17 protein-coding genes are annotated in these 14,197 nt (G+C 56.6%); 8 read left to right on the plus strand and 9 right to left on the minus strand.

What is annotated here, in order from left to right; translation table 11 throughout:
* The first annotated feature begins 64 nt into the window (after nucleotides 1–64).
* Complete coding sequence (locus ACGK9W_RS11920; RefSeq protein ID WP_008172415.1) at nucleotides 65–277, plus strand: hypothetical protein; 213 nt, start codon at nucleotides 65–67, stop codon at nucleotides 275–277.
* 24 nt (nucleotides 278–301) lie between these two features.
* Nucleotides 302–970: a thiaminase II gene (gene tenA, locus ACGK9W_RS11925; protein ID WP_008172416.1), complete on the plus strand. Its 669-nt coding sequence runs from the start codon at nucleotides 302–304 to the stop codon at nucleotides 968–970.
* Nucleotides 971–1,010: 40 nt separating this feature from the next.
* Here the strand turns inward: tenA and ACGK9W_RS11930 are convergent, their stop codons facing one another.
* Together ACGK9W_RS11930 and mtgA are read right to left on the minus strand one after the other, a co-directional pair.
* Complete coding sequence (locus ACGK9W_RS11930; RefSeq protein WP_008172417.1) at nucleotides 1,011–1,490, minus strand: NADAR family protein; 480 nt, start codon at nucleotides 1,488–1,490, stop codon at nucleotides 1,011–1,013.
* A 96-nt stretch (nucleotides 1,491–1,586) separates the two neighbouring features.
* A complete protein-coding gene (gene mtgA, locus ACGK9W_RS11935; protein WP_008172418.1) occupies nucleotides 1,587–2,279 on the minus strand; it encodes a monofunctional biosynthetic peptidoglycan transglycosylase in 693 nt (230 codons plus the stop codon).
* A gap of 110 nt (nucleotides 2,280–2,389) precedes the next feature.
* Here mtgA and ACGK9W_RS11940 point away from each other — a divergent pair, with 110 nt between their 5' ends.
* The 4 genes from ACGK9W_RS11940 to ACGK9W_RS11955 all read left to right on the plus strand — a co-directional run bounded on the left by ACGK9W_RS11940 (nucleotide 2,390) and on the right by ACGK9W_RS11955 (nucleotide 6,709).
* Nucleotides 2,390–2,719 carry a 2OG-Fe(II) oxygenase gene (locus ACGK9W_RS11940; RefSeq protein ID WP_008172419.1) on the plus strand — a complete coding sequence of 110 codons (330 nt, stop codon included), beginning with the start codon at nucleotides 2,390–2,392 and terminating at the stop codon, nucleotides 2,717–2,719.
* On the plus strand, nucleotides 2,716–3,933 hold the full coding sequence (locus tag ACGK9W_RS11945) for a polyhydroxyalkanoate depolymerase (protein ID WP_039881948.1): 1,218 nt from the start codon (nucleotides 2,716–2,718) through the stop codon (nucleotides 3,931–3,933). Before ACGK9W_RS11940 ends, ACGK9W_RS11945 begins: the two co-directional genes overlap by 4 nt.
* Nucleotides 3,934–4,041: 108 nt before the next feature.
* Entirely contained in the window at nucleotides 4,042–4,785 is a 744-nt protein-coding gene (gene fabG / locus ACGK9W_RS11950; protein WP_008172421.1) for a 3-oxoacyl-[acyl-carrier-protein] reductase, read from the plus strand.
* Between the two features lie 25 nt (nucleotides 4,786–4,810).
* Nucleotides 4,811–6,709: an alpha/beta hydrolase gene (locus ACGK9W_RS11955; RefSeq protein WP_008172423.1), complete on the plus strand. Its 1,899-nt coding sequence runs from the start codon at nucleotides 4,811–4,813 to the stop codon at nucleotides 6,707–6,709.
* A gap of 53 nt (nucleotides 6,710–6,762) precedes the next feature.
* On the opposite strand, the gene ACGK9W_RS11960 is transcribed toward ACGK9W_RS11955, so the two are convergent.
* The 4 genes from ACGK9W_RS11960 to ACGK9W_RS11975 all read right to left on the minus strand — a co-directional run bounded on the left by ACGK9W_RS11960 (nucleotide 6,763) and on the right by ACGK9W_RS11975 (nucleotide 9,900).
* The gene (locus ACGK9W_RS11960) at nucleotides 6,763–7,452 is read right to left on the minus strand and encodes a hypothetical protein (RefSeq protein WP_008172425.1); all 690 of its coding nucleotides are present in this window, start codon (nucleotides 7,450–7,452) and stop codon (nucleotides 6,763–6,765) included.
* Between the two features lie 84 nt (nucleotides 7,453–7,536).
* A complete protein-coding gene (locus tag ACGK9W_RS11965; protein ID WP_227497795.1) occupies nucleotides 7,537–8,331 on the minus strand; it encodes a transporter substrate-binding domain-containing protein in 795 nt (264 codons plus the stop codon).
* Between the two features lie 107 nt (nucleotides 8,332–8,438).
* A complete protein-coding gene (locus ACGK9W_RS11970) occupies nucleotides 8,439–9,158 on the minus strand; it encodes a DnaJ domain-containing protein (protein ID WP_405416946.1) in 720 nt (239 codons plus the stop codon).
* Between the two features lie 46 nt (nucleotides 9,159–9,204).
* Nucleotides 9,205–9,900 carry a hypothetical protein gene (locus tag ACGK9W_RS11975; RefSeq protein WP_092033371.1) on the minus strand — a complete coding sequence of 232 codons (696 nt, stop codon included), beginning with the start codon at nucleotides 9,898–9,900 and terminating at the stop codon, nucleotides 9,205–9,207.
* Nucleotides 9,901–10,057: 157 nt separating this feature from the next.
* Here ACGK9W_RS11975 and ACGK9W_RS11980 point away from each other — a divergent pair, with 157 nt between their 5' ends.
* On the plus strand, nucleotides 10,058–10,345 hold the full coding sequence (locus ACGK9W_RS11980) for a hypothetical protein (protein WP_092033374.1): 288 nt from the start codon (nucleotides 10,058–10,060) through the stop codon (nucleotides 10,343–10,345).
* Between the two features lie 33 nt (nucleotides 10,346–10,378).
* Here ACGK9W_RS11980 and ACGK9W_RS11985 read toward each other — a convergent pair whose 3' ends face one another.
* Both ACGK9W_RS11985 and ACGK9W_RS11990 read right to left on the minus strand, forming a co-directional pair.
* The gene (locus tag ACGK9W_RS11985) at nucleotides 10,379–10,807 is read right to left on the minus strand and encodes an organic hydroperoxide resistance protein (RefSeq protein WP_008172436.1); all 429 of its coding nucleotides are present in this window, start codon (nucleotides 10,805–10,807) and stop codon (nucleotides 10,379–10,381) included.
* Between the two features lie 115 nt (nucleotides 10,808–10,922).
* Nucleotides 10,923–11,378 carry a GatB/YqeY domain-containing protein gene (locus ACGK9W_RS11990; protein WP_008172437.1) on the minus strand — a complete coding sequence of 152 codons (456 nt, stop codon included), beginning with the start codon at nucleotides 11,376–11,378 and terminating at the stop codon, nucleotides 10,923–10,925.
* 135 nt (nucleotides 11,379–11,513) lie between these two features.
* Between ACGK9W_RS11990 and ltaE the strand changes: the two genes are divergently transcribed.
* Nucleotides 11,514–12,524: a low-specificity L-threonine aldolase gene (ltaE, locus tag ACGK9W_RS11995; protein WP_405416950.1), complete on the plus strand. Its 1,011-nt coding sequence runs from the start codon at nucleotides 11,514–11,516 to the stop codon at nucleotides 12,522–12,524.
* A gap of 72 nt (nucleotides 12,525–12,596) precedes the next feature.
* Here ltaE and ACGK9W_RS12000 read toward each other — a convergent pair whose 3' ends face one another.
* Nucleotides 12,597–14,192, minus strand: coding sequence for a BCCT family transporter (locus ACGK9W_RS12000; RefSeq protein ID WP_405416952.1), 1,596 nt, complete (start codon nucleotides 14,190–14,192; stop codon nucleotides 12,597–12,599).
* Between the last annotated feature and the right edge of the window lie 5 nt (nucleotides 14,193–14,197).

A 14,197-nucleotide genomic window follows, 5' to 3' on the forward strand; every position in this document is an offset into this window, starting at 1 on the left:
GGCCTTTGCCGGAAGACATGCGTATACTCCTCATGTGTAACTCAAACCGCAGAGGAGTATGCCAATGGCCGACGAAGACACGCTCACCGCCCTGAAAACCGCCTTTACCTTCATGCCCCAACCGGTCGAAATCAATCGGTTCGAATACGGCGACGATGCTGACAGAATTCTCGCGCAGGTGAATTTTGTGCGGGAAGTACTGGTCAGTCACGGCATTGATCCGGAAGAAGTCGCCGGCGAAATCAACCCGGACTCGTCACCGAATTCCTGTTACTGAGTCGATCGTCCTCCAGGAGAAAGCATGCCTTATCAGTTCGAAGACCTGAAAAAGAGCTGCCAAAACGAATGGCAAGCCTACATCGAGCACAGCTTTGTGCAGCAACTCGGTAATGCGACATTAGCGCCGGAAGCGTTCCAGCATTACCTCAAGCAGGACTACCTGTTCCTGATCCAGTTTGCCCGTGCCTTTGCCCTGGCCGCCTATAAAAGCCGGACCCTGTCGGACCTGCGCCAGGCCAAGGAGGGTTTGCAGGCCATCGTGGATGTGGAACTGGATCTGCACGTCAGCTACTGCAAGGAATGGGGCATTTCCGAACAAGAGCTGGCCGACCTGCCGGAAGCCCGGGCCACGCTGGCCTACACCCGCTACGTTCTGGACACCGGCAACCGGGGCGACCTGCTGGACCTGCACGTGGCCCTGTCACCGTGCATGGTGGGTTACGGTGAAATCGCCAACTGGCTAAATAGCCGGGCGGAAACGATTCGGGGTGAGAACAACCCCTACGATGCCTGGATCGCCATGTACGAGAGCGACGAGTTCCAGGAGGCGATGCGAGCTGAGATCAGCTGGCTCAATGAGCGACTGGCCGATGTCTCCCCTGCCCGCTTCAAGGAACTAACCCGGATTTTCAGCGACGCCACCCGGCTTGAAATCGATTTCTGGGAAATGGGCCTGAAGCAGAGCGATTGACCTGCACTACTGGTGCGGCAGGTGGCGGGCAGGTTGAAGTTCAATCCTGCGCTGCCCGCTCCTCCCGCAACCTGGCCCGCACATTCATCAACACTTTTCCGTAACGGTTATCGCCCCGACGATCCCGGCCGCAGCCCCAGAAATAATCGAAATTGCTGTTTTCAACGATTTTCGTGTCGCCGGTATCCAGCAGAGCCTCCGCCAGCTCGGGATGGGTTCGGCAGCGCACGTAGATCCCCCGTGTCATAACGGTTTCGCGCACCTGCTTCCAGTCCCGCCGCAGGCTCTTGTGGCGCTTGCGCCCTAGCTTTCCGGCCTTGCCGGGCGTGTCGGCGTTGCGCACCTTTTCCTGGCGGTTGTCGTCGGTGAACTTCATGCCCTGGAAATAGTGTTCCACGGTTGGCCAGACCTTGCCTTCCAGCTCGAAACTGTAAGGGGCATGGGTGCCCAGCGGATTGTCCGGATCTGTTCGGGACATGAACAGGTCGTTCTCACCGTTGTCGTCGGGGAAGAGAGACATTCTTGCGATCCTTTAGAAATAAGTGGTCCTGCAATACCCCTAGTATCAACGAGTACGCGCCAGGGGTCACGCCAATAAACCGGCTCATCTGCAAGACTAGAGATCTCGCAGATATCCAGCACCAAGCTGTGCAATCTGGCCCCGAATCCAGGCCACTCGTTCCAGCACATAAGAGGATGGGGCGTTTACACTCAAAACCTTCGGATTCGGGAGTACAGCGGCAAGCAGCGCAGCCTGATATTCAGTGAGGTGGCGCGCCGGCTTCCCGAAGTATGTCCAGCTTGCGGCTTCAACCCCGTAAATACCTGGGCCAAACTCGGCAATGTTCAGATAAACTTCCAGTACCCGCTGTTTTGACCACAGGCCGTCTATAATAAGCGCCAATCCCGCCTCGATGGCCTTGCGAATGAAACTACGCCCGCTCCATAGAAAGAGGTTCTTGGCCGTTTGCTGGGTGATGGTACTGGCCCCTCGAAGCCCGTCGCCGGCCCGATACTCCGAGAGCGCCTGACGAACCGCCTCAAAATCCACGCCCACATGATGCGGGAATCGCTGATCCTCGCTGGCAACTACCGCCAGCGGCATCCAGTGAGAGATCTCGCGCATGGGCACCCATTCGTGGGCGATGGATTTGTTCGTGCCCTGAAGCTGATAACCCACCATGAAGGCCGAGGTGGGTGGATTTACGAAACGGAACATCAGAACCACCAACAGGACCAGCACGATAGCGCCAGCGCATAGCAGCAAAAACCATCGCAAAAGCTTGCGACCACCTGATGCTCTGGCCATCAGTTCAAATCCTCATCTTTGTACGATCGAGTTCCCGGCCATAATTGACCAACGGGCCGCACAGCGCGCAAACTGCTGATAGCGATTCTGCAAGAGCGTATGCCACTACCATGCCTGCAAAAGTAAAAACCCGGATTCTCTTTCATTCCAGACGCCTGAATATATACCTGGTCCGATATCCAGAAGGCCACAAGGTAGGCCCGCACGTGGACATGGTCTCCGAGGGCCGGCTCTACAAACTCAATTGGGTTCTGGCCAAACCCAAGGCCGGTGGCGAATTCATTTGCGACAAGAACATTTTCAACCTTTTTGGAAGATTGTATCTGTTTCGCCCGGATCTCTATCAGCATCGGGTATCAAAGATCGAGCGCGGAAATCGATGGCTGTTGAGTTTTGCGTTGACTTCCGGACTCCATAACTCAAGCAGGACAGTATCATGATGTATTTTGCCCATGAAATGAGCCGCGCAGCGCTGATGCCCTTGCGTATCGCGACAGACGCACAGAGTAAACTGCTCAGACATCCCCTGAGCCCCTTATCCCGCTTACCGGGCGCTCGCAGCATTGCCTCCGCCTATGGCGTGTTTGGCGATTTGACCCGGCGCTACCCGAAACCGGCCTTCAATCTGCACTCAACAGTGTGCGATGGCGAAAAGGTGGACGTCAGTGAAGTCATCCTCCAGCGCAAACCCTTTGCCCAGCTCAAGCATTTCCAGCGCAGCGTATCGCGGCCTGATGACCCGAAACTCCTGATCGTTGCGCCGCTTTCCGGACACTTTGCCTCTCTGCTGCGGGGTACCGTCAAGGAAATGCTGCCAGACCACGACGTCTACATCACCGACTGGCGTGATGCCTGTCGTGTCCCCTTGTCGGCTGGCGACTTTGGGCTGGACGACTATATCGACTACGTTATCGATTTTATTGAACAGCTTGGGCCAGACACCCATGTATTGGCGGTTTGCCAGCCCGTCGTGCCGGTGCTCGCAGCCACCGCTCTCATGGCCGAAGATAAAAACCCGGCAACACCGCGCTCGCTGGCTCTCATGAGCGGCCCCATCGACGGACGTATTGATCCCACGGCACCCTGCGAACTGGCCACTAAACACAATCTGGCGTGGTTCCGGCGCAATCTGGTTCACCCTGTGCCCGCGCCTTATCCGGGAGCCATGCGGAAGGTTTATCCCGGCTTTCTGCAACTGACCGGATTCGTGAACATGAACTTCGACCGCCACATTGATGCCTACCGGGGCCTGTTCAAGTCCATGCGTGACAAGGAGGTCGAAAAGATCAGACGTCATCGTGAATTCTATGACGAATACCTCGCGGTCATGGATCTGCCGGCCACCTATTACCTGGACACCATCCAGCGTGTCTTCCAGGAGTTTCACCTTGCCCGGGGCTGCTTCATGCACCGGGGCCGAAAAGTGAATCCGGCGGCTATCGAAAAAACAGCACTGATGACGATTGAAGGCGAGAAAGACGACATTTCCAGCCCCGGGCAGACCCGGGCCGCCCATAAACTATGCGTGAATATCCCGGACGCCAGGCGTCTGCACCATCTGCAAGAGGGGGTTGGCCATTACGGTGTCTTCAATGGCAGCCAATGGCGCGAATCCATTGCGCCGCGGCTCAAGACATTCATCCGCGAAGCGTGACGGGTATCACATTTTCTTGTCGCGACTCGGGTGCTCTGCTAGCTTGAATGAGGTGATTAATAATAAGGAATAACAACCAGAGCGGGCTACCGCTCCAGGGAGGATTTCATGCAAGACCTCAAGGGCAAGGTCGCCCTCGTAACCGGTGCCTCACGCGGCATCGGTCGTCACATCGCACTTCAGCTTGCTCAACGCGGCGCCGATGTCGCCATCAACTACCGCTCACGTCAGCCTGAAGGCGACGAAGTTGCCAGGGAAATTGAGGCAACCGGCGTACGGGCACTCTCCTTCAAAGCAGACCTGTCAAAAATGCCGGAAGCGCGCAGCCTGGTTCGCCAGGTCCAGGAACAGTGGGGCCGTATCGATATCCTGGTGAACAACGCCGGCATCACCAAAGACAAGTCCATGAAGAAGCTTACCGACGACGATTGGAACGACGTTCTCGACACCAACCTGGGCAGCGTCTACGCCACGTGCTCCGAAGTGTTGAAGATCATGATGGATCAGAAATACGGTCGCATCATCAACATCACCTCTTTCGTCGGGCAGGCGGGCAACTTCGGGCAAGCCAACTATGCGGCCAGCAAGGGGGGCATTATTGCGTTTACAAAGACCCTGGCACTGGAAATGGCCAAGTACAACATCACAGTCAACGCCATCGCGCCCGGCTTTACCGAAACCGAAATGCTGGCCCAGGTCCCGGAGAATATCCGTGAACAGATCATTGCCAGGGTTCCCATGGGTCGGTTTGGCAAGCCGGAGGAAATTGCCCGCGCCGTGGTCTTCCTGGCCGCGGAAGGCGATTACATCACCGGCCAGCAGATCAACGTTAACGGCGGCGTTTACATGTAACACTTGAAAGACAGAAGGCGAAAAAATGGCTGATAAACCAATAAAAAAGCAATCAACGCCTGACTTCGAACCCAATGTGGTAAGCCGCTCTCTGGCACGAGTGGGTGTTCATGGTGGTCACCTGCTCAAGCGCTCCATAATGCGACGTTTGCGCGGTGGCCCGCCCAATCCGGCCAGCGTGGGGAGCATGACCAAACCCTTCTTCACCCTGACCGGCAAGCTTGCAACCCAGCCAGACACGCTTCTGTTTGCACAGATGCGGCTGCTCAAGGACACCAGTCTGTTCTGGTCTGGCATTCTGGCCAGCGGTATTGGCAAGAAACCGTTGACCGTAGCAGAACCAGAGCCTGGCGATGGTCGCTTCCGTGACCAGGCCTGGAACGACGTCATCGCCTTCAACGCCCTCAAGCAGGCGTATTTACTGTCAACTCGCTGGCTGATGGACACCATCGACGATGTCCGGGATCTGGATGATCACGATAGACGGAAAGTCCGTTTTTTCACCAGCCAGATGACCGACGCCCTGGCCCCCAGCAACTTCGTTCTGAGCAATCCGGAAGTGTTGCGCACAACCGTTAAGACACGGGGCAAGAACCTCCTGCGAGGCCTGGCAAACCTGCTGCGTGATCTGGACGAGGGAAAGGGCCCGATGCCTTTCCGCATGTCCGACCCGGACGCCTTTGAGGTGGGCGACAATCTGGCCAACACACCCGGCGACGTGGTGTTCCAGAACGATCTGATGCAACTCATCCAGTACCGGCCGACCACCGAGACAGTTCATCGCCGGCCTTTGCTGGTGATACCGCCCTGGATCAACAAGTACTACATCCTCGATCTTGGCGAGAAAAAATCCTTCATTCGTTATTGGGTGGAACAGGGCCACACCGTGTTTGTGGTTTCCTGGGTAAATCCCGGGCCAGAGCTGGCACACAAGACCTTTGAGGACTACATGCTCGAAGGTCCGGTCGCCGCCATGGATGCCATCGAGCAGGCGACGGGTGAGCGGGAAATCAATACCGTCGGCTACTGCATCGGCGGCACTCTGCTTGGTTGCACGCTCGCCTGGCTGGCCGCTCGCGGGGATGATCGCGTAAAAAGTGCGACGTTTCTCAACAGCATGATGGATTTCTCGGAAGTCGGCGATCTCGAAGTCTTCATCGACGAGGACTCTATTGCCAAAATCGAGAAGGCCATGAACAAACAGGGCTATCTTGAAGGTGCTTCCATGGCAACGGCCTTCAACATGCTACGTGCCAACAGCCTGATATGGTCTTTTTTCGTCAATAATTACCTTCTCGGCCGCGACACGGCGCCCTTTGACCTGTTGTACTGGAACTCGGACGCCACCCGCATGCCAGCGGCCATGCACAGCTTTTACCTCCGCAATATGTACCTGAACAACCGGCTGCGTGAGCCCGGGGGTATTACTCTAGCGGGTACACCGATCGATTTGCGAAAGGTGAAGTCCCCCGCCTACTTTGCATCTGCGATTGAAGACCACATCGCACCCTGGATCTCCTGCTACAAAGGCGCACGTAACCTGGGCGGCCCGTTGCGTTTTGTCCTCGGCGGTTCAGGGCACATTGCCGGCATCATCAATCCGCCCGAGAAAAAGAAGTACGGTTATCGCCTCAACGAAGACAACCCGGCCAATCCAGAGGAATGGCTGAAAGGTGCCGAGCAGTTTGAAGGTTCCTGGTGGCCAGATTGGGTGGCTTGGGCCGAGCAGTTCGGTGGCGGTAAGATTAAGGCTCGCATTCCGGGAGAAGGCAATCTGCCGGTGATTGAACCGGCGCCCGGGGCTTACTTGCGCAACGAGCCGGCACCACCAAGCCCGGCGGTCCGGAAGCGGCGACAACCGCAACGCGGGAAATCGGGTTCCGCGAAGCAGAAAACGCCATCACCTGAGAAAGTCACGCAGTGAAGCATCCGTGGACTGAGCGGGAAACTCTGGAATAGCGGGCCGGCGAAAGCTCCCTAACGCAGCTCGGAAACCAGGTCACCGGCGCGACAACTCCTGACTGCGCGTTTGATCTTGCCCACATCCTCGCTGTCCAGATTCGCTCGAGACAGGTAAAGCGAAACCGGGAGGGTTCCCGCTGTTTGCTGGAATACCTTGACCACATCAGGACCAAAGAGATCCTCCACCAGAAGCGCCGGCAATACGACCGCATCCAGGCGGTCATAGTGAAGCATGGCAACCAGTTGGGACCACTCTGTGACTTCTTCGATTCTCGGGTTTTCGTCGGTAATGAACTGTTCACCAACAAAACTCCGAGGCAGCCCATATTTAAGGCCCGAGGTTTCAGATATCGGCGGAAGTTGGCGATTCGAGACAAAAACATAGTCCGCCGAAAACAACTCACCGGCGAACTCGCCGATTCTGTCCCGACGCTCACTCTGGGCAAGGGGCAGAACCATCGAGACTTCTCCCGAGTGCAAATACCCCAGCCCTCTTTTCAGAGGCACCTGAATAAACTGGGGCTGGATGTCAGCGCGATCAAAGATACATTCGTAGAGCGGCGCCAGGGACCCATGGAGCTTGCCATCGGAGTACCCGATCACGCCCTGCAACCCTTCACCAACGGCGACAGGAACCGAGGCGGCCGCAAGGCTGGAAAAGAAGATCTGCAGGCTGATGAAGACTGCACAGTGTGACCGAACCATCGCTCCACTCCATGGGACTGAACGCATGAATTTCCTGCGATCAGGGTCGTCCAGGTTCGCTTACCTTTCCATACGGACCTGTACTTAACGTCCTAGATACCTGAAACGTAGCACATTCTGATACTTATCGATGTATTTCTGATTGATGAGACCAATCACACCCGATTGCCGCAAATCGTCGAAGCATTGATCAAAGGCTGCGGCGAATGCGGGGTTCCGAAAAACCATCTTGTGCGGCGCCGGGTTGAAGATTGGCGCGAAACGAAAAGCATCAGACTGCGAGGGCCAGCTTTCACCGCGGCGCTTCTTGTTGAAGATTCTCCGATTCACTTCCGCGACCACGAATCCGTCGGCCAGAATCGCATCGACCCGGCCCATAAACAGTAGCCGGGAGTGAATGGTCTGATCGGCGATTTCGGTGAGCGAGGCAAATTCAGGTACGTTATCGCTGATCCCCAGCACATCGACCCCTTCACGGAACGTCACCACGTTGAGACCGGCCAGGTCTTTGACCCTTTCAATCGGCCCGACACGGGAGTGATTGTAGAAAGCTCCGTTCTGGTACCAGATGTAGGCGGATGTGGAATAACCGGGAAGACGCCAGTGCAAAGGTACTGTGGCAATAGCATCGAAGTCCTGACGATCCCTGTAGGTCCTTGCATGGCGCTCATAGGGCTGCATGATGAATTCGGCCTCAAATCCGCACTCATCGAAGGTCGCCAAAACCAATTCTATATCTCGCCCCTCGAGACTTGGCTCCGCTGCACACGGTATCTGAGCAGCGAGAACTTTAAGCCGCGGCAGTGGCTCCGAATTCGCAGCCAAAGGGAATCCTGGCAGAAGAAATAAAAAGAAATGGGCGAGCGTTGAAATCTTCAAACCGCTGTCTTCTCACCTCGGGCTAAAAAGTTCAGTTTTTGAACAATATCCTTATCCGGGCGTGCAGGCAATCACTCTGAGCATATGCCTGCAAACCAGGATGCAACTCAGCCCAGAAGACACTCCTTGGCCTCATTGATGCGCGCCGCCAGGTAATTGCTGCCACCATGGTCCGGGTGAAGTTTTTGCATCATCCTCCGATGGGCTTTGATGATCTCTTCCCGACTGGCTCCGGGCTCGAGCCCCAGAATGTCCAGCGCTTCGCTCTCGGTCAGCGGGCCGCCCGTATTCCCACTGCCGCCCGACGGATCGCTTTCAGAGGCCGCCTCATCGTCTGCTCTCCAGGAGTCTCCGAACCGGCGATCCAGGTAAGTTTCGAGGAGCCGGGCAGAATCCTCGTCCTGGCCGCGGCAATAGCGCAATAGCTCGAGGAAATCGCTTTCGCTTAGCTCCGCCAGTTCTCTCCCTTCCATCGGGCCCTTGATGATCTTGCCGCTCATGATTCCCGAGTCGTGGTCCAGAGTCATTTCCAGAATATCGCTGGAAACATGGGACTGGTTGCCCGACTTGGGTCCGGCACCGCCAGCCACGCGACCGAGCCCGCCACGCAATAGAGATGGCAGCAGGCGACGCAACAGAGGATAGAGAAAGGCCAAACCGGCGAAGACAAAATGCAGTCGCCCGGTTACAGCCAGCAAGACGACGATGCCGATACCGGCCAGCAGGGCCAGCTTGAGAATGGCGGCATTGCGCTGACTGGCAGGCTGATTGCGCAACCACACCCAGGCCACAACCGCGACAACGATGGCAACAAGCGTTAAAGGCACTCAAATACCCCGGGCACAACGGCCCATCAATGGATTCTCACAAACACTACCGGATCTGTCTGGTCAGGCGTTTCACTTCCGGGGAACTACTGCTGGAAAAATCCTGCAGAGCCTTGGCTCCCCCGGAAGCATAGACCGCAACTGCCGCCATAAGATCCTTGAGCACCTGAGGACTGTTACGGTCAAAGGGTGCGTATGCGCCCCCTGAAAGCTTGCTCACCTGCTGGAATACCGCCCTTGCATGGGCATCATTGCCCTCGTGAAACATGAACACCGGTGTGCGCAGCATTCCCAGTTCCCCGGCGGTGTGACAGAGTTCGTCCACCGGTTCCTCGCAACAGTCACCGATAAACACCACAGCTTTGACGGGCTTTGCACGGGTCTCTTTCACCGCATGGGCCAATACCCGGCTGATCTGGGTGCGCCCACCGAGGCAGGAAACGCCGTTCATCAGATTCAGCAACTGCCCGGTTTCGGTCACAAAACCCGTGGCCTTGAACTCACCGAAGCCACGGTAGTAGCAGAGCTGAATGGCCAGGCCACCCAGATCCCGGGTTGCTATGAACAGTTCGCTCTGCAGATGGCAGGCCTGGTCCCAGGTAGCTTCCCGGCTTGCAGTCGCGTCCAGCGCGAAAATCAGCCGCCCCTGCCCGCCACCCTGCTTGGGCAATGTGCGAACCTCATTGATAAACTGGTCGATCGCCTGTTTGTCGGATCGGGTGCGTAGCTCTTTATCGGACATAGGCTCCTGAAAATCACGGCGGCTGAAAAAACTGACGCTAAAATAGTAGGGCATAGATCGCGCAATTCACAGGTTTGGCTCTTTCAGTTGGCTCCCCAGAGCACGCTGGGAACGAAGCAACGCACACGGCCATTGGCTGGTAGACCTGCCTGTTCTGATGCAGTGGCAGAGCCCGGGGCAGGTTTGGGCGTTCCGGGTGGAACGAAACGGGGACCGTTGGGCCACGATGGACAAGGACAGGGAAGTAGAAAGCGCGCTCTATTTACGCGAGTGGAGAACCCAACTGACTTATCGGCTGCACCAGGGGGGACAATCCTGGCCAACCATCGTTCTTGGCATAGGAGCCAGTCTGGCTACCCGTGTCCAATACAAGGACCTGAACACGGGCACCGAGGATCTGAGCCTTGGGGATGCCCTGCTGGCAAGCCTCAGGCTCGATTGGTAGATCCAGGTTCCGAGACCGGATCCAAACCGGGTATCAGCCTACCCGGTTGAGTGTTACGTCGATGTTGCCACGGGTCGCGTTGGAATATGGGCAAACCTTGTGCGCTTCATCGATCAGCTGCTTGGCCTCCGCATCGTCCATACCCGGAAGGCTGATGCGCAATTCCACTTCAATGCCAAACCCATTGGGGATCTGGCCGATGCCAACCACGCCTTCAATGGAAGCATCCTCCGGCATCTTGAGCTTGTCGCGACCGGCCACAAATTTCATGGCGCCGATAAAGCATGCGGAATAGCCTGCAGCAAAAAGTTGCTCCGGGTTGGTCCCCTTGCCGCCGGCACCGCCCATTTCTTTCGGGGTTGCCAGCTCTACATCAAGAATGCCGTCTGACGAAATTGCACGGCCGTCACGACCACCGGTTGCTTCTGCATGGGCACGATAGAGCACTTGTTCGATAGACATAACGCTTTCCTTTTTCCTTCGAATTTGAACAGAAATACCTTCCGAGGCATTTCCGCGCGACGATTTTCTGAACGACGCGTCGCCCCGTTTTATGCGATAGAAATGGTTAACTGGATCAACCCGCCAGCGCGGCCCGCACTTTCTTGCTCAAATGCCCCATCTCAACGCGGCCAAGTACCTGGGGCTTCAGTTCATTCATCACCTTACCCATGTCCTGCATGCCCTGGGCATCCGTTGAACTGATGGCCATCCGAATCAACCCGTCAAGATCATCCTCGCTGAGAGCCGCCGGCATGAACTCTTCAATGATCACCATTTCCGCTCGCTCTTTATCGCCCAGTTCCTCGCGGCCGGCTTCGTCGTATTGACTGGCCGCGTCGCGGCGCTGTTTGAGCATCTTGTCCAGCACCTTGAGAACATCCTCGTCATTGAGCTCGCGGCGTTCATCAATCTCGATCTGCTTCACGGCAGACTGGGCCATGCGCAAAGTAACCAGGCGGGTTTTATCCTTGTTCCGCATTGCTTCTTTTACCGCGCTGTACAGTTGTTCCTTAAGGGTTGGTGCCGTCATTGCTGATCTCCTGTTGTTTGGCTTTGTTCTGGTTTATGGGGACGAATCGGGAATAATGCAAAGGGTGGGAATTCCATGATTCCTGCTGCACTGTAGAATGCAGGCATCCGAGGAAAGAAAAAGGCGCCAGGAACAATGATTGATTTCCGCAGCGATACTGTGACCCGCCCCACCCCCGAGATGCGCGAAGCCATGGCCAGCGCCGAGGTGGGAGACGATGTCTATGGCGACGACCCTACGGTTAACAGCCTGCAGGCCTACGCCGCCCAGAGGCTCGGCTTCGAAGCGGCCCTTTTTACTGCCACAGGCACCCAGGCCAACCTGCTTGCCATCATGAGTCATTGTGGCCGTGGCGATGAGTATCTCTGTGGCCAGTCCGCTCACAATTACAAGTATGAGGGCGGAGGCGCCGCGGTGCTGGGCAGTGTCCAGCCCCAACCGATCGAGAACGAGCCGGACGGGAGCATTGATCTGGAAAAAGCCCGGGCCGCGATCAAGGCGGACGATTTTCATTTTGCCGTCACCCGTCTGCTCTCCCTTGAGAACACCATCGGAGGCAAAGTACTGCCCCTTGAGTACCAGGCGCAGGCCCGTGCGTTCTGCGACGAACACGGGCTTCTTCTGCACCTGGACGGCGCCCGTGTCTTCAATGCCGCCGTAAAATCAAACTGCGATGTCACCGAAATAACCCGGCACTACGATTCCGTCAGCGTGTGTCTGTCCAAAGGCCTGGGCGCACCGGTTGGATCGCTGCTGCTGGGGTCGGAATCATTCATCAAGCGGGCCACCCGGCTGCGCAAAATGGTGGGGGGCGGCATGCGCCAGGCCGGCATTCTGGCCGCCGCGGGACGTATCGCGCTCGAAAGGGGGCCGCTTCGACTGCTCGAGGACCATGAAAACGCCGAATACCTGAGCAACGGCCTGGCAAAGATTCCGGAACTTGAGGTCAACCCGGCCAGTACCCAGACCAACATCGTTTACGCAAGGTGCAAGGCGGGCCAGGCGTCACAGCTGAAAGACTACCTGGCCGAACAGGGCATCCTGATTACGGCCGGAGACCCGATCCGCTTTGTGACCCACCAGGATGTCAGCCGTGAGGATGTCGACACGCTGCTGACGGCCATCCGGCAATTCTACCCGTCCTGACCGGATACTCTCGCTCAAAAAAGGGCCCCTCAATGAGGGGCCCTTCCAGCGTCACCTTATATCAGCCTGGGGTTACACCATCTTGCCTTCGGCAATCAGCAAGCGGCGTTCATGATGAAGGCCTTTGAACAGGCTGTAGGTCATCACCAACAGCACCAGCGTAAACGGCAGCCCGACACTCAGGGCGCCAGCTTGCAGAGCGTTGAGGGCTTGTTCACCGCCAACGAACAGAAGCACCCCGGCAATGGTCCCTTCAGTGACCGCCCAGAAGATGCGCTGGGCTTTCGGGGCATCGGTCTTGCCGCCAGACGTGATGCTGTCAATCACCAGGGAACCGGAATCTGAGGATGTGACGAAGAACGTCAACACCAGAGTGATCCCGATAAACGAGGTGATTCCAGACAGTGAGATATTTTCCAGCATCTGGAACATGGCCAACGACACTTCGGTAAGACCCTCGGAACCCAACACGCCAATCTCGTTCTGGACCTGATTTAGCGCCCCGCCTCCGAATGCGCTCATCCAGAACAGAGTAATGATGGTCGGGATGATCAGAACCGCCGTGACGAACTCACGCACCGTGCGGCCATGGGATACCCGCGCGATAAACATACCTACGAACGGTGACCAGGAAATCCACCAGGCCCAGTAGAAGACCGTCCAACCATGGAACCAGGTGGTGTCTTCCTCGCGGCCAAAGGGATTACTGAGCGAGAACATATTGGACGCGTAGGAGACCGACGTATCCCAGAGCCACTGGAACACGGCGAGTGTGGGGCCGGCAAATATTACAAACAGAAGCAGCAGCCCGGCCATGATCATGTTCGCGTTACTGAGAATCCGGACACCACCATGGATCCCCCGAATCACGGAGAGGGTAGCAACAGCCGTAACGCCGGCGATCACGCCGACCTGAATATTCAGGCCTCCCTCAATATCAAACAGGTAGGAAATACCGGATGCCGCTTGCTGGGCGCCAAACCCGAGCGAGGTTGCAAGACCAAAGATGGTCGCCAGTACCGACACGGTGTCGATGACATTACCGGGCCATCCCCACACCTTGTCTCCCAGAATTGGAAAAAAGGCAGAGCGAATGGTTAGCGGCAGGCCTTTATTAAAGGCAAAAAACGACAGCGAGAGCCCGACAATCGCGTAGATTGCCCATGGATGCAGACCCCAGTGGTACATCGTTGCGCCCATCGCAAGCCGGGCACCCTCAGCAGTGTTTGGCTCAACACCCAGGGGCGTTCCATACCAGTCGGTGTAATAGGCCACCGGCTCGGCAACCGACCAGAACATAAGCCCGGTACCCATACCAGCTGCGAACAACATGGCAAACCAGGACAGCAGAGAGAACTCTGGCTTGGCATCAAGCCCGCCAATCCTAATTTTGCCCACCGGCATGAAAATAAGGGCCAGACAGAAAACAACAAACAGGTTTGCGCTGAGAAGAAAGCCCCAGTCGAACACAGCGATCGCACCATTCTTGGCGCTATCGAGCAACTCCTTTGCACCTGCGGGGAAAATAAGTGTTCCGACAACGAAGGCAACAATCAGGATTGCGGTTAACGGAAATACGATGTTGTGGATATCGAAGCCGAACTTCTCGATATTATCCTGACCGGCTACGTAGTCGGTCTGATAATCGTCTGAAATGACCTCACCCAATGTGA

The sequence above is a fragment of the Marinobacter flavimaris genome, assembly GCF_045057155.1.
Taxonomy (GTDB): Bacteria; Pseudomonadota; Gammaproteobacteria; order Pseudomonadales; family Oleiphilaceae; genus Marinobacter; species Marinobacter manganoxydans.

Bases quoted from the DNA above. Each gene is read 5' to 3' on its own strand.
- ACGK9W_RS11920 (WP_008172415.1), top strand. From the start codon at position 65: ATGGCCGACGAAGACACGCTCACCGCCCTGAAAACCGCCTTTACCTTC.
- tenA (WP_008172416.1), top strand. From the start codon at position 302: ATGCCTTATCAGTTCGAAGACCTGAAAAAGAGCTGCCAAAACGAATGG.
- ACGK9W_RS11930 (WP_008172417.1), bottom strand. From the start codon at position 1,490: ATGTCTCTCTTCCCCGACGACAACGGTGAGAACGACCTGTTCATGTCC.
- mtgA (WP_008172418.1), bottom strand. From the start codon at position 2,279: ATGGCCAGAGCATCAGGTGGTCGCAAGCTTTTGCGATGGTTTTTGCTG.
- ACGK9W_RS11940 (WP_008172419.1), top strand. From the start codon at position 2,390: ATGCCTGCAAAAGTAAAAACCCGGATTCTCTTTCATTCCAGACGCCTG.
- ACGK9W_RS11945 (WP_039881948.1), top strand. From the start codon at position 2,716: ATGATGTATTTTGCCCATGAAATGAGCCGCGCAGCGCTGATGCCCTTG.
- fabG (WP_008172421.1), top strand. From the start codon at position 4,042: ATGCAAGACCTCAAGGGCAAGGTCGCCCTCGTAACCGGTGCCTCACGC.
- ACGK9W_RS11955 (WP_008172423.1), top strand. From the start codon at position 4,811: ATGGCTGATAAACCAATAAAAAAGCAATCAACGCCTGACTTCGAACCC.
- ACGK9W_RS11960 (WP_008172425.1), bottom strand. From the start codon at position 7,452: ATGGTTCGGTCACACTGTGCAGTCTTCATCAGCCTGCAGATCTTCTTT.
- ACGK9W_RS11975 (WP_092033371.1), bottom strand. From the start codon at position 9,900: ATGTCCGATAAAGAGCTACGCACCCGATCCGACAAACAGGCGATCGAC.
- ACGK9W_RS11980 (WP_092033374.1), top strand. From the start codon at position 10,058: ATGCAGTGGCAGAGCCCGGGGCAGGTTTGGGCGTTCCGGGTGGAACGA.
- ACGK9W_RS11985 (WP_008172436.1), bottom strand. From the start codon at position 10,807: ATGTCTATCGAACAAGTGCTCTATCGTGCCCATGCAGAAGCAACCGGT.
- ACGK9W_RS11990 (WP_008172437.1), bottom strand. From the start codon at position 11,378: ATGACGGCACCAACCCTTAAGGAACAACTGTACAGCGCGGTAAAAGAA.
- ltaE (WP_405416950.1), top strand. From the start codon at position 11,514: ATGATTGATTTCCGCAGCGATACTGTGACCCGCCCCACCCCCGAGATG.